This is a genomic window from Enterococcus sp. AZ101, from assembly GCF_050499005.1.
Lineage (GTDB): Bacteria > Bacillota > Bacilli > Lactobacillales > Enterococcaceae > Enterococcus_L > Enterococcus_L ureilyticus.
The window spans coordinates 951,018-972,134 of record NZ_JBMHEZ010000001.1; the positions used below are offsets into that span (position 1 = coordinate 951,018).

Genomic DNA, 21,117 nt, shown 5'->3' on the forward strand with positions numbered 1-21,117 from the left:
ATTTTTATGGCAAATCGTGTCGTGATCGCATTGGGAGGCAATGCAATTTTAAAACCAAATCAAGAGGCAACACTTGAGGTACAATTAGAGAATGTTAAAGTCAGCGCTGAGCTGGTAGCAAAAATAGAAGAAATTGATTATGAAATCGTTTTAACACATGGGAATGGTCCACAGGTTGGGAATATTTTAAGACAAAATGAAGAAGCCAAAGATATCGTTCCACCGTTTCCTTTAGACGTTTGTAATGCAGAATCACAAGGGTTTATCGGTTATATGTTAGAACAAAGTTTGAAAAATTCGTTGGAAACAAAAGGATTAACAAGTAACGTCATCTCATTACTTACTCAAACTGAGGTTTCAGCTGAAGATGAAGCTTTTAATAATCCGAACAAACCAATCGGAATTTTTTATTCAGAAGCAGAAGCGAAAAAAATGGAACAAGAAAAAAACTGGGTAATGATGGAAGATGCTGGTCGCGGCTATCGTCGTGTCGTTCCTTCACCGCAACCAAAAGCGATTCATGGTGTAGATGCAATCGTTCATTTATTAAGCCGAAATACAATCGTGATTGCAGGTGGTGGCGGTGGAATTCCCGTTGTTCGTGATCAAGATGGGTTGTTAAAAGGAATCGAAGCGGTGATTGATAAAGATCGTACAGGTAAAAAACTAGCAGAACAAGTTGATGCCAATGTCTTTATGATGCTAACAGACGTGAGTAATGTTTATATCAATTACGGTAAAGAAAATCAAGAAAAACTAGAAACGATTTCTGTCAAACAAGCACAACAATATATGGATGAAGGTCATTTTGCTGATGGCAGCATGGGACCAAAAATGGAAGCTGCAATTGGTTTTGCTGCACAAGGAAAAACTGCGATTATTTGCTCATTGGAAGAGGCTGATCAAGCGTTATTAGGTAGAGCGGGAACAAGAATCACAGGATAAGAAAATATAAATAGAAGTTGGAAGAAATCATCTGGTTTCTTCCAACTTCTATTTTCGTTATTGATGCTGATTTGATCGTTCGGACAATTCTAACGCTAAGCGTAGATTCAAGCTATTTGTTGGATCTTGAATACTTTTACCTAGGAGTTTAGCACAGTGATCGATTCTGTATTTGATGGTATTACGGTGTAAATACATTTCTTTCGCCGTTTTTGAAATCTCGCATTGAAAACTCAAGTAACATTGTAATGTTTTACGAAGTTCAATGAACGAATCCTCAACAGGATAGGCCAGTTCTTTTAAAGTACTCTCACAGAAATAATGAATATCTTCTAAACTCATTTTTTCAAATAAGCTTTTCATTCCCTTGGGATGATAGCGGTGCGTTAGTATGCTACTTGTCATCGTCAGCATTTCTTCATAGGCTGTTTTTGCTTCGATAAAGGAACTAGCGATCTGTTCAATCGTTTCATATAAATTTCCTAAAGCAAATGTTAAAGTAATGGGCAATTTTTCAGATAATTCTAAAGACAATTCTTGTAAAATTTTCTCTAAATCATCCACTCTACTTTGAATTAGAATCGCGAGATGGTTCGTATTTTTTACTTTGAAAATACTAATATGTTTGATTCTTAATGGTAATGTCTCTTGCAACCATTGAAAAGCCACATCGCTTTCTTCTTGTTGGTATTTGATTTTGGTAGCAGTTGTTGTGGTTTGACTACAAACTGCATATACAATTTGATATTGCGTACTTTTCTTTAAACCATAATTTGCTCCAAGATCAAGCCAATCACGTCTGGTTTGATGAGGTGTCTGTTGGTATTCAACCAGCTGAGCTAGAAAATCACTTTTAAGAAAATCAAGCGATTCTTGGATTTTTTGGTTTTTGTACAGCATAAAGGATAAAACGAGACCAGCTTGTTCTACTGCAAATTCTGACATTGGATAGGGCACTTGTTCGGGGTTTAGAACGAGCAGATAGTGCGGGAAATAACTATTTACAGTCACTGGAAATCCAGCAATCTGCAAGGTAGACTGGTTTAAATCTTTGATCACAAATGAAGCATGACTATCCTCGCTCCAGCAATCATATTTGTTAATAAGCTGTTCAACATAATACTCTGCAGGTTTTGATGTTTGCGTAAAGTGCTTCGAATGAGCGATAACTTTACGATAAGGACTAAGTAAAATCACTGGTGTATTGATCATTTTTCCAAAATCTGCGACAAAACGTGCGATGCTTACATCATGAATCAATAGATTAGAAAAGCGTTTTTGGATATCTAAAGCGTAGCTTAATTGCTCTGTCTTTGTATCCCACAAATAGTTTAGCAATTGATGTAATAGACCACCTAAAGGCTGAGTGCTTGGAACTTGAACAATTGGAAAATCAACTTCATTTGCATAAGCGACCACCTCAGGATCAATTGTTTCGATAAAGCGACCGACTTTAATACCAATCCCAGCGGCTTCCTGTTCTTTTAAAGAATCAATCAAGGTGATCAATTCTTTTTGATTCTCTTTATAGACCATTGCAGTTGTTAAAAGAAAAATTTTCTTAGGAATAAAACCTGCCACATCAGGCGTTTCAGAAATTTCGATACTTTCAACAATCGTATTAGCTTTTGTCGGATGTGTTAATAATTTTAGATCGGAAAATCTTGGTATTTTCAATAAATCTTCTAAAGTAGTCAATGGATTTCCTCCTAATAATAAAAGCTGAATGAGCTCGTAAAGACTCGACTGAAAAATAGGGAAAAACGAATGTGTCGATTTTTGACACAAGTGGATTTCATCTTTTTTCGATAGAGTGATTCTTGAAGCTAGATATGACATCAATAAATTACGTTAACTATCAGTTTATATCGTATTGTATTTTTAGTCTATCTTTATTCTAAATGATAGCGTATGCAGATTCAAGAAAGGTTTGTACGAAATGACCGAAAATTCAATTTTTTTATTCAAATGTGCCAATGACTTTTTTTGATATAAAGGTAGGATGAAATTAAAACGGAAAAGAGGAATAGTTATGTTTTCAGAAATATCAGTACCAAATAGAACAATCATGACACCAGGACCAGTCGAGGCTCATCCTGTGGCATTAAGAGCAATGTCTGCATCGATTTTAGGACAGTTTGATCCAGCTTTTCTAAAAATTATGGATGAAGTGAAAGAAATGATCAAAATTCCTTTCGGTACTAAAAATAAGCAAGCTTTTGCAGTTGATGGCACGTCACGTTCTGGATTAGAAGCTGCTTTGATTGCATTGATCGAACCAGGAGATAAGGTTTTGATTCCAGTTTATGGACGATTTGCTTATCTTTTAGGAGAAATTTGTGAGCGAGCTCAGGCTGAAATCCATTATCTTGAAAAAGAATGGGATGCACCATTCGATCAAGAGACGGTGATTAAGGAAATTGAAAAATTCCAACCAAAAATTGTTGCAATGGTTCATGGAGAAACTGCAAATGGACAAATGCAAGCAATGGAAAAAATCGGACAATATTGCCAAGCAAACGAAGTTTTCTTCGTTGTAGATATGGTGGCAACATACGGTGGCGTTCCTATTGAAGTGGATGCGTGGGGCGTTGATATCGCAATTGCAGGAACGCAAAAATGTGTGAGTGTGCCTTCTGGTTTGTCTTTGATCACTTATAACGACCGCGTAGAAAAAGTATTGACTAGTCGCTATCAAAAAGAATTAGGTTTAAGTAAAGACATCCGCAATGATAATCATATCAGCAGTAATTACCTTGATTTAAGTCAATTACAACGCTATTGGAGTGAAGAACGAATCAATCATCATACTGAAGCGACAAGCATGATTTACGGCTTACATGAAGGATTGAGAATGATGATTCAGGAAGGAATGGATCAGGTATACGCTCGTCATGCTCAGAATGATCAAGCAATTATTGCGGGGATCAAAGCTATGGGTTTAGGTTTTTATGGAGATTTATCCACAAAAATGCCTACAGTTACACCAATCATGATTCCAGAAGGAATCGATGGTGAAAAAGTTCGTTCATTGATGCTAGATGAATTCGAAGTAGAAATTGCATCGTCTTTTGGTGCGCTTCAAGGGAAAGTTTGGCGTATCGGCAATATGGGCTATAGCAGCAGAAAAGCGAATGTACTTCATGTATTATCGGCTTTAGAAGGTGCGCTTAATTATTATGGTGCGGATATTGTTAAAGGTGAAGCCGTTAAAGCTGCATTAATGATTTATAAAAATTAGAAATAAATGTAAATTGTTTGTGTAAAAGAACAAGTGATTGTTCGTTTTGCACAAACTTTTTGACAAGTTTGTGAAAAACAATGATGCTTGAAAGTTTGCTACCGCTTACAATTGAAATGAATTAAGAAGTTGTTTGTTTATATAGTTTAGAATAAAATGCACAAACATTTTTATCGTTGCCTATATAAAAAATAACAAATGGAGGAAAAGACATGGATGCAAAAGTTAAGAGTTCGGGAATGGATTATTGGAAAAAAATCGTCATTTTATTATGTGCTGGTTGGGTAACGATCTGGGTATATCGTTCAGCTTTATCACCTGCCTATCCACAAATCAATGCGTCACTTGGTGGAGGTATCTCGGATACAGCACTAGGCTTTATTTCAACTTGTTACTTCTTCGGGTATGTTGCAATGCAAATTCCAGCAGGATTTTTAGTTGATAAGATTGGAAAGAAAAAAGTCTTAATTCCAGGCTTTATTGTTTTTGGACTAGCCGCTTTGTTGATTTCGCAAGCGACAAGCATTTCAATGATATATGTTGGGAGTGTTTTAGCTGGTTTAGGTTGTGGATCATTTTATGGTTCAGCTTATTCATTAACATCTCAAAATATTCCTAAAGAAAAAAGAAGCTTTTCTACTGCTATTGTAAACAGTGGTTCAGCAGTTGGTTCAGGATTAGGATTGATTTTATCTAGTTTCTTAGTTGTTCAATTACAGTTCCCTTGGCAAACAATGATGTATATTTCAGTAGCCTTGATTGCTGTGATGTTAGTAGCGTTTATTGCAATTATTCGTAATAATAAAGAAGATGCTGAATTTTTAGCACAATCAGAAGCAGCAGAAGCGGCAGAAGTTGCTAAAGTGACAGAAGAAGCAGCTGTTGTAGAAAAAGAAAATGTATCGATTAAAAAATTATTTGCACCAAAAATGTTATTTGCTTATATTTTATACTTTGCAACTTGTTATGGTTACTATATGACTGTTACTTGGTTACCAAATTTCTTAGGTACAGAACGTGGGTTTGAAGGTGCCGCAATTGGTTTTTCTGCCTCATTAGTGGCGTTTGCCTCAATTCCTGGCGCTTTATTCTTTAGTCGTTTAGCAGATAAATACATGCATAAAAAAGTTCAATTTATTGTAATTTTAGAACTTTTAGCTGCTGCAATGTTACTATTTACAGTTCAAGCGACTAATTCAACGTTTTTATTGATTAGTTTGATTTTATACGGATTTTTAGGAAAACTTGCAGTAGAACCAATTATCATTTCATGGCTTGGTGAGAATGCACCTAAAGTCGGTATTGGTACAACACTTGGCGTATTCAACTTTTTCGGAATGATGTCATCCGTTATTGCACCAACATTAACAGGTTCTATTTCAGATGCAACTGGTTCAAAAGTAATGGGCTTTTATATTTCAGTTATCCTATTGGTAGTTGGGACAATTCTATTCTTATTAGCAAATTTAAATAAGAAACAAAAAATTTAACTCGAAATGATGTCTAATAACTAGTTATGTCTTAAGTCATCAGTTGGTATCTTAAAAGTGAGGAACCTAGTTATGAAAAAAATTCGCAACATAAGTATGACAAATCAAGTGATGATCGCCACTATATTAGGGGTTATAGTGGGGATCATCTTTCAAGAAAAAGTCGAATCATTCAAAGTCATCGGGGATGTGTTTCTACGATTGATTCAGATGTCTGTGGTCGTTTTGATCATGGGCGCAGTTATTGAAGCAGTTGGTAGTTTAGAAGCAAAAGAACTTGGAAAAATTGGCTTGAAAGTATTTGTCTGGTTTATGGGTTCGACTATTTTGGCCGCAATTATTGGTGTTTTGTTTGGCTTATTGATTCAACCTGGAAAAGGGTTAGAAGTTAGTGGTTTTGAAGCAGGATCAATCAAGGCGAGTACGGAGAGTTTACAAGAAATCATTATTGATTTTATTCCCAAAAACATTATTGAAGCAATGGCACAAGCGAATATGATCCAAGTAATCATTTTTTCTTTATTATTTGGATTAGCATTGAGTCTAATCAAAGACAAAGATAAAAATTCAATTCTACTGGATGGTGTTTCAGCATTTAACAATGTTATTTTGAAAATGGTAACATTGATCATGAAACTTGCCCCAATTGGTATTTTTTGCTTGATTGCTCCAGTGATAGGGACGATTGGCACAGGTGTTTTGATAACCTTGATGAAATTTTTACTAACACTGGCAGTCAGCGCATTATTATTTTTAATCGTTTGGTTATTAATAACAGCTTTCTATTGTAAAGTTAGTGTGAAAAAATTAGCACAAAATATGTGGAGAATGTCAATTGTTGCGTTTACAACAACATCTTCAGCGATTACTTTACCTATTCAGATCGAAGACGGTAGAGACAAATTGGGAATTAGTGATCGAATTTCAAAATTAGTTCTGCCTTTAGGGATGACTTTGAATAGTAATGGTCTGGCAATGTTTTTATCGCTAGCTATCGTAACATTTGCTCAATTCTATAATATTCAAATGGGGATTGGGGAATTAATTAAGGCTGTTCTATTATCAACTTTAGCTTGTTTAGGTACAGTGGTGGTGCCTGGTGGTGGTTTAGTGGCACTAGCTACAGTTATGCCGATGCTAGGATTACCAACTGAAAGTATTGCACTACTTGCAGGAATTGACTGGTTTTCTGGAATGTTTAGGACATTGCTGAATGTTGATGCAGATACAACCGTCGCGTTGATCATTGCAGCTGATGAGAAAGAATTAGATTATGAGATCTTTAACTCGTAACCTTTAAAAAGACAAGATCAATAGTACTAAAAATGAAATAAACCCTTGAAAGTTAGAGTTAATAGCCAATTTTCAAGGGTTATTTTATACTAGTAGAAAAGATTCTTTCAATATTTAAGTTTAAGCAGTAAAACCAATTAAAGGAGGCGAATGAATGGAAAATCAAGATTATCAAATTACAGAAGAAGAGCTTCAATCTTTTCGAGAGCGTGGGTACAATGAAGCGTTACTTCCAAAGCCACTATCAAAGAGAATGATGGGAAAATTGAATTATTTTACACTGTGGATGGGTTCAGTTCACAATATTCCGAATTATACTGCTGTAGGAGGATTTTTATTTTTAGGACTATCTCCTATTAATATAATGTTGGCATTGATGTTAAGTGCAACGGCTGTGGCTTTGTTTATGACACTTAATGGTCGTGCTGGCTCAAAATATGGCATTCCATTTGCACTACATTTACGTTCAACTTATGGCGTCATGGGTGCGAAGTTACCAGGCTTTCTTAGAGGATGCGTCGCGGCCATTGCGTGGTTTGGTTTGCAGAATTATACTGGTTCATTAGCTTTACTGATTTTAATTGGTAAAATTTGGCCGCAGTTTTTGACCTTAGGCGGAAATACAATGATTTTAGGGATTTCTATGCCAGGTTTAATCGCATTTACAATTTTTTGGGTAGTAAATGTGCTGATTGGTTTTGGTGGTGGTGAGATTTTAAATAAGTTCACAGCGATTCTAAGTCCACTGATTTACATAGTTTTTGGTGGGATGGCTATTTGGGCGATCAGTGCTGCAGGCGGTTTAGGAGCAATTTTATCCTATGACGTTGCCGGTGCTGTCCATAATATTTCGCCAGTCTTTGTTTATTTTATGATTATTAATTCTGTTTTAGCTGTGTGGGCTGCACCTGGTGCAAGTGTGGCGGATTTTACTCAAAATGCAAAATCAACTAAGGATCAAACAATTGGTCAAACAGCTAGTTTTTTAGTTGGTTATGGGATTTTCGCATTTTCAAGTGTTGTCATTTTGATCGGTGGTTCGATTCGTTATGGTATTCAAGAATGGAATATTTTGAATATTGTGGATCGCTGGGATAATTCATTTGCAATTGTTGTTGCAATGCTAGTATTCTTATTAACGACGGTTTCAACAAATGCTACTGGAAATATCATTCCAGCAGCGTATCAGTTGAGCGCATTGTTTCCTAAACGGATCGATTATAAAAAAGGTGTCTTACTTGCGAGTGTCATCAGTTTCATGATCATGCCGTGGAAATTGATGGAAAATGCAAATAGTATTTTTATTTTTCTAAATACGATCGGCGCTGTACTCGGTCCTGTTGCAGGGACGATGATTGCACACTACTATTTTGTTGAGCATCAAACGATTGATTTGGATCAGTTATATATGGATCAACAGGCAGATAATCGTCATAATATCTATAAAGGGTTAAATAAACCAGCTTATGTTGCGACTGTTTTAGCTTTAGTCATTTGTTTAAGTGGTAACTTTATTCCAGCATTAAAAGTAATTTCCGATATTTCTTGGATTTCCGGGTTTATATCAGCTTTTGGAGCCTATTTATTATTAAGAAATTTTTTTGTTAAATAGCGAAAAAAGAATGAATGAGCTCGCACATTTTTTATTTAGGAGGAAAGTAAATGAGTTATGATTTAATAATCAAAAATGGTTTAGTTATTCTCGATTCAGGGGAGGTTGAAACAGATGTTGCGGTCAAAGATGGTGTGATCGTGGCAATCGGCAGTGAACTTGGAGAGGCTGAAAAGGTTATTGATGCGTCAGGTTTAGTTGTTAGTCCTGGTATGGTGGACGCTCATGTGCATATCACTGATCCAGGGGGCGGTTATCGAGATGAATGGGAAGGATATGTTACTGGAACGGCATCTTGTGCTAAAGGTGGTGTAACGTCGTTTATGGAGATGCCTTTAAATCAAGTACCAGCAACTGTCGATGGTCAATCATTAGAAATAAAGTATCATGCAGGAGTCGGCAAGCTAAAATCAGATGTTGGATCATTTGGAGGAGTAGTTCCGTTTAATTTAAGTGGTGGAATTCAAGAACTACATACAGGCGGCGTTGCGGCGTACAAGTGTTTCATGGCAACGTGCGGTGATCGCAGTATTGATGGCGATTTTATGAACGTAGATGATTATTCCCTTTATGAAGGAATGAGACAAGTGGCTAAGACTGGAAAAGTGTTAGCTATACATGCGGAGAATGCCGCAATTACAGATAAATTAGGAGAAATTGCCTATAAAAATGGCGAAACGACTTTGAAAGCTTATGTAGCTAGCCGACCAGTTTTCACTGAAGTTGAACCGATTCGAAGAGCAATTCTATTTGCTAAAGAAACGGGTTGTCGGATTCATATTTGCCATATTGCTTGTCCAGAAGGCGTGGCAGAAGTTACTAAGGCAAGAAAATCAGGAGTTGATGTTACGTGTGAAACATGTACGCATTATCTTTATTTTGATACTGACGAACTAGATACAATCGGTCCAGTAGTCAAATGTTCACCGCCGATTCGTGACAAAGCAAATCAAAATGGGATGTGGGAAAAACTTTTAGCAGGTGAGATCGATTTTGTAACATCGGATCATTCTCCATGTACACCTGATTTAAAAGACAAAGACAATGCTTTTGAAGCATGGGGCGGAATTTCTGGTGTGCAAAATAACGTGGATGTTCTTTTTGATGAAGGGGTTCAAAAAAGAGGGATGTCATTGCGACAATTTGCAGATATTATTGCGACAAATCCAGCAGCTCGTTATGATTTGGCGCAAAAGGGGCGGATCAGTCTTGGTAAAGATGCCGATTTTGTTCTGATCAAACCAAATGCTCCTTATACCTTAAAAGCGGAAGAATTGGAATATCGTAATAAAATCAGCCCATATATTGGCCGTAAGATTGGTGCCCAAGTAATCCAAACAATTTTAAGAGGACATGTGATTTATAGTAAAGAATCAGGCGTTTCAAAGGATTTTATCGGTGAGTTTATCAAAAAGTGAGCATATGAATAACTAGTTTTAGAATAAGCTGAGGGCAGGAAATCGCAATTTTCCTGTCTTTTTTGTGCGAGGCATTTTAGTCACTTGATTCGGTTCGATGATGTAATTGTCATTATAGTATTGAAAAATCTTTTTTTCTATTATTTTACTAAAATAGAGCCTCCATTTCCTTAGAATAAGTCTAAGAATCCCTGTTTTTTCTATTCTAGAAGTATATTAGATGAAGTCTGACTTTATTTTCGTTATACTTATCTTAAGGAACGAGGTGGGCAAATGGAAAAAACAAATAAAATGTATATAGTTGCTGCTCGGACTGATTTTTCTTTAGAAGAGTTGAAGCAAGCTATTTTTGATTGGTTAAGTTTTTTACGGATACTGACAATACCTGAAAGCTGTTGCTTTGGCGATGAAGTAGCAGAGGTATTTGACTTATTGACGTTCACACAACGAATCCAAATGCTTACTGAAAAAGAAAATATATGGATCAAAGTGAATGCTCAAGGTGGAGAATTCCAACTCCATATCTCAAAATTAAGCATACACGAACGAACGATTTTAGATAGCTCTATTTTTTTATCACAGCAAAAAATGATTGAAAATTATTGTGATACTCGAATGGTTAAAAATGGTATCTATGGATATATTCGTTCCTTAGATGAGTACTTGTATAATAATGTTGAAACGATTGAAAAAAGAAACTTTGAGACAGAGAGTGAAATTGCTCAATTACCTAAGCGATATAATAGCGATAAAACCGTGATCGTTGATTGTAATCAATTAGCTGGCTATGATATTTATTTTAAAGGTTTATGCTTGACTTCCTGTTGGAAAATGTATTATTCCAGTTTGTATTATCAATTTATTCCAAAACCGATTTTTTTGGAAGTACAGCAGGTGCAGTCTGTAGAGGAGTTGGATAATCAACTGATCAAAATAACCTTGTTCAATCACCCTTCTAATTGGGATTTGCCTATAAATAAAAAATATCAGCGTTTGTTCAGAGATCAGATGGGCTATGACCAATTGGTTTGGAACAATGGAACTGGGGTATTGAGGCCGCCATTTATTGAGTATGCATTTGTTGAAGAGGTGGTTCAAACTGTTCAATACCAAAATAGTTATTATCAACCTGTTGAAAAGAAACAGGCAACGTATTTCGTGACTAGAAGCTATGACAATCTTCGACAAAAAAATATTGTGAAGCGGACTAGAGGCATCTTGAATGCACAAGCGTATTTCCCTTGGATCGATGAGAAGAGCCAAAAAATGATGAATTATCGTGTAGTGGATCCTGAAATGGCGATTGATGAAGGACTTTTGGCGTATGAGTTTTACATCCGGCAATTTTTAGAAATTGAAGTTTTAGATCAAAAATATGATGAGTTTGTTTCGGTGTTGCGTTTTTATCTGCCAAAAGAAGCAATCAAGCAAATTCCTTTAGAAGCATTATGGGATAAGCTATTTGATGTCAATATTAGTAATTTGAAACAGAAAGAATCATCTACGCGGTTTGACTTGAAAAAGGCCAAGAATCATTTACGTGTTGTTTTTTTAGATGCTAGTTATTTAGAGAATGTCAATCAGACGATAGATATTAGCGAATAGAGGTATAATTAAGAAGTCGCGACAAAAGCGTTTAGCTCCGAGAAATGAGAAGAAGCTAAACGCTTTTGTTTTAATGTTTATTTGGATTTAGAGCGTGAAACAAAACTGAACTTTAGTTTTGTCCCACGCCTTCCTACGATTAGTCAAGTGGAAAATGATTGCTCATTACTTAGTGATTCGGTCGCCATGGATCACAATTTCAGCACCAGTAACAAAACTAGCTTCATCACAAGCGAGATAAATGATTCCATTTGCGATATCTTCGGGTTTTCCTAAATAAGGAAATTGTACGAATTTTTTATACAAAGGTTTGATATTTGGGAAACTTGTTTCTATTAACGGTGTATGAATAACACCTGGACAAATTGAATTGATGCGAATGTTATCTTTAGCGTATTCAAATGCTGCATCAAGGGTCTGAGAGCGAAGTACATCTTTGGCTGCGACATAAGGGCTACTTTCTGGAAGTCCTACTAATCCTTGAAGTGAAGAAACAGTGACAATCGATCCACCACCATTTTTCTTCATAATCGGGAGAACTTCTTTTAAAACGTATGTAAAACTATTTAAATCGATCGTTTGGATTTTGTACCAGTCTTCAGCTGACAACTCTAAAAGTATCTTTGGAGAAGAGATCCCGGCATTATTGACTAAAACATCAATTTTGGCATATTTTTTGATAGTCCTAGCAATTACTTTTTGCCAACTTTTAAACGAACTTATATCATGTTCAAACGAGACAGCAGTCCCCCCTTTTTGGGTGATTTCTGAAACAATAGTGGCAAGTTTATCTAAACTTTTGCCGGTACAAACAACGATCGCTCCATTATTTGAAGCAAGTCTAGCTGTTGCAGCGCCAATACTGCTTTGAGCTTCAGTGACCAACACTACCTTACCTAATAGTCTATTCATACAAAAACCTGCTACAATGAAATGTCATAATCGTTATCCTTATCCTTTCTAGTAAAGACATATTAAACCTGTAAAAAATAGGTATCTCTTATATAGTAGTTTAATATAGATATTTTTTTTACGCTAATGATATAGACCAAAAATATTATTGTATAGAAAAAACCTCAAATAATCAAGAAGAAATCTCGATCATTTGAGGTTAGATAAAGCCAGTTATTGTGCAATTGGTTTTTTTACAATACCTAAAATTACAGCTGAAACAATTGCACCAAGTGCGATAAAGACTAAATAGAGAAGTGGATGACTTAATAATAAAGCAACGAAGATTCCACCGTGAGGCGCTAATAGACGAATTCCAAAGCCGCCAACTAAACCGCCAGCTAAGGCTGAACCGACAACAAAACTTGGAATCGTACGTAATGGATCAGCTGCTGCAAAAGGAATTGCACCTTCTGTTACAAAGGAGAGACCCATTACTAAGTTGGTCAAACCAGCATCTTTTTGGTCTTGAGTAAATTTATTTTTAAACAGTAATGTTGCAATAAAAATTGCTAAAGGAGGAACCATACCACCTGCCATAACAGAAGCCATAATGATGCTTCCGCCTTCTGTCACGGTTGCTGCAATAGAGGCAGTACCAAAAACATAAGCAGCTTTATTGATCGGACCACCTAAATCGATCGCCATCATTCCGCCAAGTAGGGCGCCTAAAAGTGCAGCGTTTGTACCATCTAAACCTAACAAGAAATTATTTAACCCATCATTGATAACTTTCATCGGAACATTGACTAAAAGCATCAGCCCGCCAGTAATCAACAATCCGAAAACAGGATAAAATAGAATAGTTTTGATACCATCTAGTGATTTAGGTAAGCCTTTGAAAAGTTTTTTCAAGAAAACAATGACGTAGCCAGCTAAGAAACCACCAATCAGTGCCCCTAAGAAACCTGCACCACCTGTACTCGCTAAAGCACCAGCTGCAAAACCAACGATCAAACCTGGACGATCAGCGATACTTGAAGCAATAAAGCCGGCTAAAACGGGTAACATAAATCCGAATGCTGCACTGCCGATTTGATTGAACCAAGAAGCGGCTTCATTATAATTTCCAAGCATACTTAATTGATCTTCTGGAACGCCGATAAATTGGTCGATCATAAAGGACAGAGCAATCGCGATACCACCGCCGATAACAAATGGTAGCATGTGTGACACACCATTCATTAAATCTTTATAGATTCTTGAACCGATAGAACCATCCGCTGAAGCATCTTCTTCACTATTATCTGATTCAGAACTATGGAAAATCGGAGCCTTTCCACTTGTGGCCAACTGAATCAATTCTTCTGTTTTACGAATCCCATCACTAACTGGGCGGTTAACAAGCTCTTTGCCATCAAATCGGTTCATTTCTACTTTTTTATCCGCTGCAACGATTACGCCATCAGCGCGAGCAATATCTTCAGCTGTTAAACGATTTTTGATTCCTTCAGAACCATTTGTTTCTACTTTGATATCGATCCCCAGCTCTTTGGCCTTTTTCTTTAAAGCGTCTTCGGCCATATAAGTGTGGGCAATTCCTGTTGGACAAGCGGTAACAGCTACTACAAATTTTCGGGTGCTATCTTGAGTATTTACAGCGGCTTGCTCCTGCTGTTCCTTCTTTTCTTCTGCTTCTTTTGCCTCTTCAGCTGATTGAAAAAGATTTTGAACAGCTTCAGGGGTTGTAGTTTCTTTTAACTTGGCGACAAAATCAGGATCGATCAATAAACGAGAAAGGGCCGCTAACGCGTGTAAATGCGTATCGTTTGCGCCTTCTGGGGCTGCAATCATAAAGAATAAGTAGGTTGGTTGGCCATCTAACGCTTCATAATCGACACCAGAATTACTTTTGGCAAATAGAACCGTTGCTTCTTTAACTGCACTATTTTTAGCATGTGGCATAGCAATGCCATCACCCAAACCAGTTGAAGTTTGTGCCTCGCGAGCTAATATACCATTCTTATAAGTATCTATATCGGAAATTCTACCGCCATCATACATTTTTTGAACCATTTCATCGATTGCCCCTTTTTTATCGGTAGCCTGCAAATCCATGATCATAACGTCTTTGACTAATAAGTCTTTGATATTCATTGTTTTTCCTCCTAATTTAAAGCTGTGTAGACTTTTTGCTCTTTTATTGAAAAGCAAGTCTGTAAAGTTAGCTGATTTTTTCTATAATGACTTCTGCAATTAATTCATTGATCAAATCAGCGGTTGCCAAGTCATCTGAAAATGCTGTTGCACTGCCGCAAGCAACGCCCCATTTAAACGCTTCTACAGGATCATTGCTTTTAGAAAATGTCCCAACAAATCCGGCAATCATCGAGTCTCCTGCACCAACTGAATTTTTCAATGGTCGTTTTAAAACATTCGAACGATAAACACCATTTTTGGTAAACAATAATGCGCCATCACCTGCCATGGAAATGATCACATGTTGAGCACCATCTTCTAATAAACGGTTGCCAAATGGTAGAATATCATCCACTGTTTGGAAACGTACATCAAATAATTCAGCTAATTCATGATTGTTCGGTTTGATAAGCAATGGTTTGTTTTGAAGAGCATTGAGTAAATCTTTTCCAGTGGTATCAATCACAAATTCAGCTTGTTTATCTTTAATAATTTGAATCAGCTCTTCATAAAAGCCTTCTCGCAATGTTGCTGGAGTACTTCCAGATAAAACAACGATGTCACCAGCTGAAACCAAACTTAGTGCTTGTTTTAATTCTTGCAGTTCTTCATTGCTGAGCGCAGGACCTAAACCGTTAATTTCTGTTTCATTTTTAGATTTCAGTTTGATATTGATTCGTGTGTCTTCGCGGACCTTAGTAAAATTAGTTTGAATCCGTTCTTGGGTTAGCCAGTCAGAAATGAATGAGCCAGTAAAACCGCCCAAAAAACCAAGAGCCGTAGATTCTGTTTGGATTCGTTTTAAGATCCGGGAAACATTGATGCCTTTACCACCAGGTAACTTAAAATCGTTGGTCATCCGATTCAAGTTTCCTAATTTTAATTCTTCAACATGAACGATATAGTCGATTGAAGGATTTAGTGTTACAGTGTAAATCATTGCGCTGCCTCCTTGATAGTTGTTTTTTTCTGGAATTGTTCAAGTAATTCTGGTAAACAATGGTTGGTGAGAAGTATGACATCTTCAAGATCTGTAACTTTTGTAAAGGTTACTTTGTTCAACTTGCTTTGATCAATCAGAACATAAGCTTCTTCAGCTTGGGTAATGGCCAAACGTTTTAATGCTGCTTCTTCTGGATCAGGTGTTGTTAACCCAAACTCAAGATGTGCTCCATTCATCCCCATGAAAACTTTGTTGAAGCGAAAATGACTCAGTTGTTCCATACTTGTTGCACCGATAATTGCTTTTGTCGATAACTTTAAAGCCCCACCGAGAATCATAGTGTTGATATTAAGGTCACCAAGCTTTGCAGCATGATGCACAGAATTGGTGACAACAGTAACATTTTTACCTGATAGGAATGGCAGCATTTCTAAAGTAGTTGATCCAGCATCCAAGTAAATAACATCCCCATGGTGAACAAATTGAGCGGCTAATGAAGCAATTGCTTGTTTTTCTTGCGTGTTTTTGCTTGATTTTTCGGTCATATTTTGTTCAAAGCCTAAATTTAGAATTCGTTTTGCTCCGCCATGAACTCGCTCAAGTAATTCTGCATCTTCCAAATCTTGTAAATCACGGCGAATCGTCGATTCAGAAGCGTTTAGAAGTGAAGCTAATTCTTGAGATTTCACAACTGATTGTTGGTCTAATAAATGTAAAATTGCTTGATGTCTTTCTTCTGTAAGCATTTTCAACCCTCTTTTCATTGAATATAATAGCACATCTTATTTCACTATGCAATCAAAAACGTTCATAAACGATCATTAACGTTTTTAACCGTTCATTTTTGAGCAGCCGATCTTCCAAATTTTATTATTTGCAAAGTTGTTTAATTTTTGGCTTAATGTAGGTAGGTAAAATCGGAGGGATCTGCATGAATAATCGTACAATATTACAAGGATTTGAATGGTATCTGCCAGCTGATGGGAAACATTGGCAACGGCTGACAAAATTGGCTGTCGCACTACACGACAAAGGAATCAATGGCATCTGGCTTCCACCAGCATATAAAGGTGCAAACGGATTGGAAGATGTGGGGTATGCTCCTTATGATTTGTATGATTTAGGCGAATTTGATCAAAAAGGCACGATCCCTACTAAATATGGGACAAAAACTGATTATCTTAATTGTATTCAAGCATTTAAGAAAGCTGGAATAGAGGTATATGGAGATATTGTTTTTGATCATTTCATGGGCGCCGATGAAGAAGAAACAGTTGTAGCTTTTAAATCTCGTCCAGAGAACCGAAATGAAACATTAAGTGGTAAAGAAGAAATTTCAGCTTGGACAAAATTTACTTTTCCAGGAAGAAAGCAGAAGTATAATGACTATATTTGGACTTGGAAAAATTTTTCAGGGGTTGATTTTGATAATCGACGAAAGGATCATGGTATTTTCAATTTTGAAGGAAAAGGCTGGGATCAAGAAGTTGATAATGAAAATGGCAATTATGATTATTTAATGGGTTGCAATTTGGACATGGAGTATCCTGAAACCGTTGAGCAGTTAAATAAATGGGGAAAATGGTACCAAGAATTAACAGATATTGATGGATACCGTTTAGATGCAGTTAAACATATTCAATTTAATTACTTTGTTGAATGGTTATTAAATAGAAGAAAAGAAAAAGGAAGAGAGTTGTTTGTCGTTGGTGAATATTGGAATGGGGAACTTGAAAAACTGACCAATTACATTGATAGTTCTGGAACATTGATTTCTTTATTTGATGTTCCTCTACATTATCATTTTTACGAGGCTGCTAGTTCTGACGGTCAATATGATATGCGAAATATATTTGAAGGAACATTAGCGAAAGAACGGTCTGAATGGGCAGTGACGTTTGTTGATAATCATGATACGCAAAAAGGACAAAGCTTGGAATCCTGGGTCGATGGCTGGTTCAAAGTTCATGCTTACGCACTGATCTTACTTCGTAAAGCTGGAACACCGATTGTTTTTTGGGGCGATTTATTTGGGATTCCCTCTCAAAATGTTGAGCCAGTAGGTGAAGATTTGGACTTGTTATTAAAAATTAGAGAACAATTAGCATATGGGAGTGAAATGGATTATTTTGACGATCCTGCTATTATCGGTTGGATTAGGACAGGTACGTTTGACCGAGAAAAATCTGGTTATGCGGTTGTTATGACAAATGCGCAAGCAGGTGTAAAAAAGATGACGATCAGCGCTGTACATGCTGGAAAGATATTTGTTGATATTTTGGGAAATAATACAACAAAAGTTATTTTAGATGAGGCAGGTGCGGGGGATTTTCCAGTGAATGGTGGAGAAATTTCTATTTATGTAAATGAAGCTATTGTAGAACGATTACGTAATGGGTATGATAATGGGATTAATCGGAAGGAAGAATCTATATAAGTATCAAGGTGCTAGGAGCCAAATAGAGCGTGACTTATGACAAGATTGTGATTATACTATATATAAGTGAAAAGCCATTTGTTCGCATTGAGATTCGGTGCGAACCATAAGTGCGCATGAAATCTCTGGGAGATTCGCACCAAATTTAGAGAGGAAAACAATATAAATAGTTGTTTTTTCTCATCGAAATCACATTTTAATGTGATTTATAATGTGTAAAAGAGCAAATAGGTACAAATTTGCTGTCTTTTCACGGTCTCACTCTTTATTGAGTGAGTGGATTGAAATAAGTTTTGAGGGTAAATATTCTGCTATGATTATTGTCTCACTCTTTATTGAGTGAGTGGATTGAAATAATACGACAATTTAAAGCATTTGAAATCTTATAAGGTCTCACTCTTTATTGAGTGAGTGGATTGAAATATCGTTGAACCGATCATCACGAATCCATCTAAATGTCTCACTCTTTATTGAGTGAGTGGATTGAAATAACAATCAACACGCCTAGTGGTGTGGCCACAGGGTCTCACTCTTTATTGAGTGAGTGGATTGAAATAAGAATCGCACGGTTGAATCCATCATTTTCGATGTTGTCTCACTCTTTATTGAGTGAGTTTTTTTATTTAACTTACGCGTCTATCACTAAAGAAAAAAGCAACACACGATCATTTTATTCTCTTAAAATACGAACTTAAAAAAAGAAAATATGTTCTATAAATTCCATCATTATTAAAGAATTTTCCAGCTATATTTGGTATAATGTATAAGATTGAAAAAAGAGAGAGGACGTTGATGATGGCACAAGAAAACGCCTTGATCCAAGGTATGAACCCACGACAAAAGGAAGCCGTTTTACATACAGAAGGGCCTTTACTGGTTATGGCGGGCGCAGGTAGTGGGAAAACAAGAGTATTAACACACCGCATTGCCTATCTAATTGAAGAAAAAGATGTTAATCCATGGAATATTTTAGCAATCACTTTTACCAATAAAGCCGCAAAAGAAATGAGAGAGCGGGTTGGGAAATTACTAGAAGTTGGCGGAAATGATGTTTGGGTTTCAACATTTCATTCAATGTGTGTGCGAATTTTACGCCGTGATGTCGATCAGATCGGTTATAATCGTAATTTTACGATCATTGATACTTCTGAACAACGGACATTGATGAAACGAATTTTGAATGAACTGAATATCGATGCGAAAAAATATGATCCTCGCTCGATTTTAGGAACAATCAGTAACGCCAAAAATGAGTTGCAGACGCCAGCAAAAGTCGAAGAATTACAGGGAACTCCTTATGAAGAAGTTGTTGCGAAATGCTATAAGATGTACCAGAAAGAATTAAGAAATAACCAATGTATGGATTTTGATGATTTGATTATGAATACAATTCGATTGTTTAATGAACATCCTGATTCGTTGACCTATTATCAAAATAAATTTCACTATATTCATGTAGATGAGTATCAAGATACTAACCATGCGCAGTATACATTAGTAAATATGTTAGCAGCGCGTTTTAAAAATTTATGTGTTGTAGGGGATGCTGACCAAAGTATCTATGGTTGGCGTGGAGCAGATATGCAGAACATTTTGGACTTCGAAAAGGATTATCCAGATGCTGCTGTGATCCTGTTGGAACAAAATTACCGCTCAACAAAAAAAATCTTGGACGCGGCGAACAATGTGATCAAAAATAATAGCAATCGTCGTGATAAGCAATTATGGACTGAAAATACAGATGGAGAAAAAATTGTATATTATCGGGGCGATAATGAGCGAGACGAAACGCAATTTATTGTGGGACAGATTCAAAAAGAAATTCGAGAAAAAGATCGAATTTATGGCGATTTCGCTGTATTATATCGTACCAATGCTCAGTCACGGGTAATGGAAGAAATGTTGCTGAAATCCAATATTCCTTATACGATGGTTGGCGGACACAAATTCTATGATCGTAAAGAAATTAAAGACATCTTAGGCTATTTGAATATTATTTCAAATCCCATGGATTCGCTTAGTTTTGAGCGTGTTGTCAATGAACCAAAACGTGGAATCGGTAAAAGCTCGATCGAGAAATTAAGAAGCTTTTCTCAGATACACGACTGGTCTTTATTAGAAGCTTCAAAAAATGTAGACTTAGCTAATATTTCAGGTAAAGCTGGCAAAGAGTTAGGCAGTTTTGGCATGATGATCCAAGACCTATCTCAGATGATTCCATATCTGACAATTACTGAATTAGTGAAAGAAGTACTAGAACGTAGCGGTTACCGAGATGAATTAGTGAGACAAAATAATTTGGAATCTCAAGCGCGTTTAGAGAACTTGGATGAATTTTTAACGGTTACACAAGAATTCGACAAACGATATGAACGTCAGGGAGAAGAAGAGGCTGATGCACCAGAAGAAAAGTTAGCAGTATTCCTAAACGATCTAGCCCTTGTTTCAGATTTAGATAATTTAGAAGAAAGCACTTCTCAAGTTACTTTGATGACACTCCATGCAGCTAAAGGACTAGAATTTCCTGTTGTCTTTTTGATTGGGATGGAAGAAGGCGTTTTTCCATTGTCTCGTGCAATGTTGGAAGAAAGCGAATTAGAAGAAGAACGTCGTTTAGCTTATGTAGGAATCACTCGTGCAGAGGAAATTCTATTTATTACTAACGCATTTTCTCGAACCTTATATGGTAGAACACAATATAACCGTCCGAGTCGTTTTTTAGACGAAATAGACGAAGAATTGTTAGATTTACAAGGTTCAATCGCGGCACCGAAAGCGCCAAGTAAAACTTTTGAGCCAAAAGTATTTAAACCTGCTTATTCCCAGCCGACTAAACAGCCAGTTACGGATAAAGTGGCTAGCGGTGGTGAATCGATGGCTTGGCAAGCAGGCGATAAAGTCAGACATAAAGCGTGGGGAACAGGAACAGTCGTCCGAGTTGGCGGTACTGCCAAGGATTTAGAGCTAGACGTTGCTTTCCCTGAAAAAGGCATCAAACGCTTATTAGCAGCATTTGCTCCGATAGAAAAAATATAAAAAATGA

Annotated in this window: 14 protein-coding genes and 1 CRISPR repeat array; of the genes, 9 read left to right on the top strand and 5 right to left on the bottom strand. The window is 36.6% G+C overall.

The window, feature by feature from the left end; translation table 11 throughout:
• Nucleotides 1-6: 6 nt before the first annotated feature.
• Nucleotides 7-945 (top strand): carbamate kinase, encoded by a 939-nt coding sequence (gene arcC / locus IGJ50_RS04440; protein WP_069641043.1) that lies wholly within the window; start codon nt 7-9, stop codon nt 943-945.
• A gap of 57 nt (nt 946-1,002) precedes the next feature.
• On the opposite strand, the gene IGJ50_RS04445 is transcribed toward arcC, so the two are convergent.
• The gene (locus tag IGJ50_RS04445; RefSeq protein WP_429949077.1) at nt 1,003-2,643 is read right to left on the bottom strand and encodes a PucR family transcriptional regulator; all 1,641 of its coding nucleotides are present in this window, start codon (nt 2,641-2,643) and stop codon (nt 1,003-1,005) included.
• A gap of 334 nt (nt 2,644-2,977) precedes the next feature.
• Between IGJ50_RS04445 and IGJ50_RS04450 the strand changes: the two genes are divergently transcribed.
• The 6 genes from IGJ50_RS04450 (at nt 2,978) to IGJ50_RS04475 (ending at nt 11,604) form a co-directional block, all read left to right on the top strand.
• Nucleotides 2,978-4,186, top strand: coding sequence for a pyridoxal-phosphate-dependent aminotransferase family protein (locus IGJ50_RS04450; protein WP_069641045.1), 1,209 nt, complete (start codon nt 2,978-2,980; stop codon nt 4,184-4,186).
• Nucleotides 4,187-4,398: 212 nt separating this feature from the next.
• Nucleotides 4,399-5,676 carry an MFS transporter gene (locus IGJ50_RS04455; protein WP_207121560.1) on the top strand — a complete coding sequence of 426 codons (1,278 nt, stop codon included), beginning with the start codon at nt 4,399-4,401 and terminating at the stop codon, nt 5,674-5,676.
• 72 nt (nt 5,677-5,748) lie between these two features.
• Entirely contained in the window at nt 5,749-6,969 is a 1,221-nt protein-coding gene (locus IGJ50_RS04460; RefSeq protein ID WP_083244411.1) for a dicarboxylate/amino acid:cation symporter, read from the top strand.
• 154 nt (nt 6,970-7,123) lie between these two features.
• The gene (gene allW, locus IGJ50_RS04465) at nt 7,124-8,581 is read left to right on the top strand and encodes an allantoin permease (RefSeq protein WP_069641047.1); all 1,458 of its coding nucleotides are present in this window, start codon (nt 7,124-7,126) and stop codon (nt 8,579-8,581) included.
• Nucleotides 8,582-8,631: 50 nt separating this feature from the next.
• On the top strand, nt 8,632-9,999 hold the full coding sequence (allB, locus tag IGJ50_RS04470; RefSeq protein WP_429949080.1) for an allantoinase AllB: 1,368 nt from the start codon (nt 8,632-8,634) through the stop codon (nt 9,997-9,999).
• A gap of 273 nt (nt 10,000-10,272) precedes the next feature.
• Entirely contained in the window at nt 10,273-11,604 is a 1,332-nt protein-coding gene (locus IGJ50_RS04475; protein ID WP_429949082.1) for a hypothetical protein, read from the top strand.
• A gap of 165 nt (nt 11,605-11,769) precedes the next feature.
• Here IGJ50_RS04475 and IGJ50_RS04480 read toward each other — a convergent pair whose 3' ends face one another.
• The 4 genes from IGJ50_RS04480 to IGJ50_RS04495 form a co-directional block, all read right to left on the bottom strand.
• Nucleotides 11,770-12,516 carry an SDR family NAD(P)-dependent oxidoreductase gene (locus tag IGJ50_RS04480; RefSeq protein ID WP_069641050.1) on the bottom strand — a complete coding sequence of 249 codons (747 nt, stop codon included), beginning with the start codon at nt 12,514-12,516 and terminating at the stop codon, nt 11,770-11,772.
• A 213-nt stretch (nt 12,517-12,729) separates the two neighbouring features.
• Nucleotides 12,730-14,652, bottom strand: a complete 1,923-nt coding sequence (locus tag IGJ50_RS04485; RefSeq protein ID WP_429949085.1) for a PTS fructose transporter subunit IIABC — start codon at nt 14,650-14,652, stop codon at nt 12,730-12,732.
• Nucleotides 14,653-14,719: 67 nt separating this feature from the next.
• Complete coding sequence (pfkB, locus tag IGJ50_RS04490; RefSeq protein ID WP_069641052.1) at nt 14,720-15,634, bottom strand: 1-phosphofructokinase; 915 nt, start codon at nt 15,632-15,634, stop codon at nt 14,720-14,722.
• On the bottom strand, nt 15,631-16,383 hold the full coding sequence (locus tag IGJ50_RS04495) for a DeoR/GlpR family DNA-binding transcription regulator (protein WP_069641053.1): 753 nt from the start codon (nt 16,381-16,383) through the stop codon (nt 15,631-15,633). The genes pfkB and IGJ50_RS04495 overlap by 4 nt, the downstream gene beginning before the upstream one ends.
• Nucleotides 16,384-16,568: 185 nt before the next feature.
• Here IGJ50_RS04495 and IGJ50_RS04500 point away from each other — a divergent pair, with 185 nt between their 5' ends.
• Both IGJ50_RS04500 and pcrA read left to right on the top strand, forming a co-directional pair.
• Nucleotides 16,569-18,074, top strand: a complete 1,506-nt coding sequence (locus IGJ50_RS04500) for an alpha-amylase (protein ID WP_429949087.1) — start codon at nt 16,569-16,571, stop codon at nt 18,072-18,074.
• 255 nt (nt 18,075-18,329) lie between these two features.
• A CRISPR array of direct repeats spans nt 18,330-18,700; the repeat unit is 34 nt; unit sequence GTCTCACTCTTTATTGAGTGAGTGGATTGAAATA.
• Between the two features lie 169 nt (nt 18,701-18,869).
• Complete coding sequence (pcrA, locus tag IGJ50_RS04505; RefSeq protein WP_429950025.1) at nt 18,870-21,110, top strand: DNA helicase PcrA; 2,241 nt, start codon at nt 18,870-18,872, stop codon at nt 21,108-21,110.
• Nucleotides 21,111-21,117 lie beyond the last annotated feature (7 nt).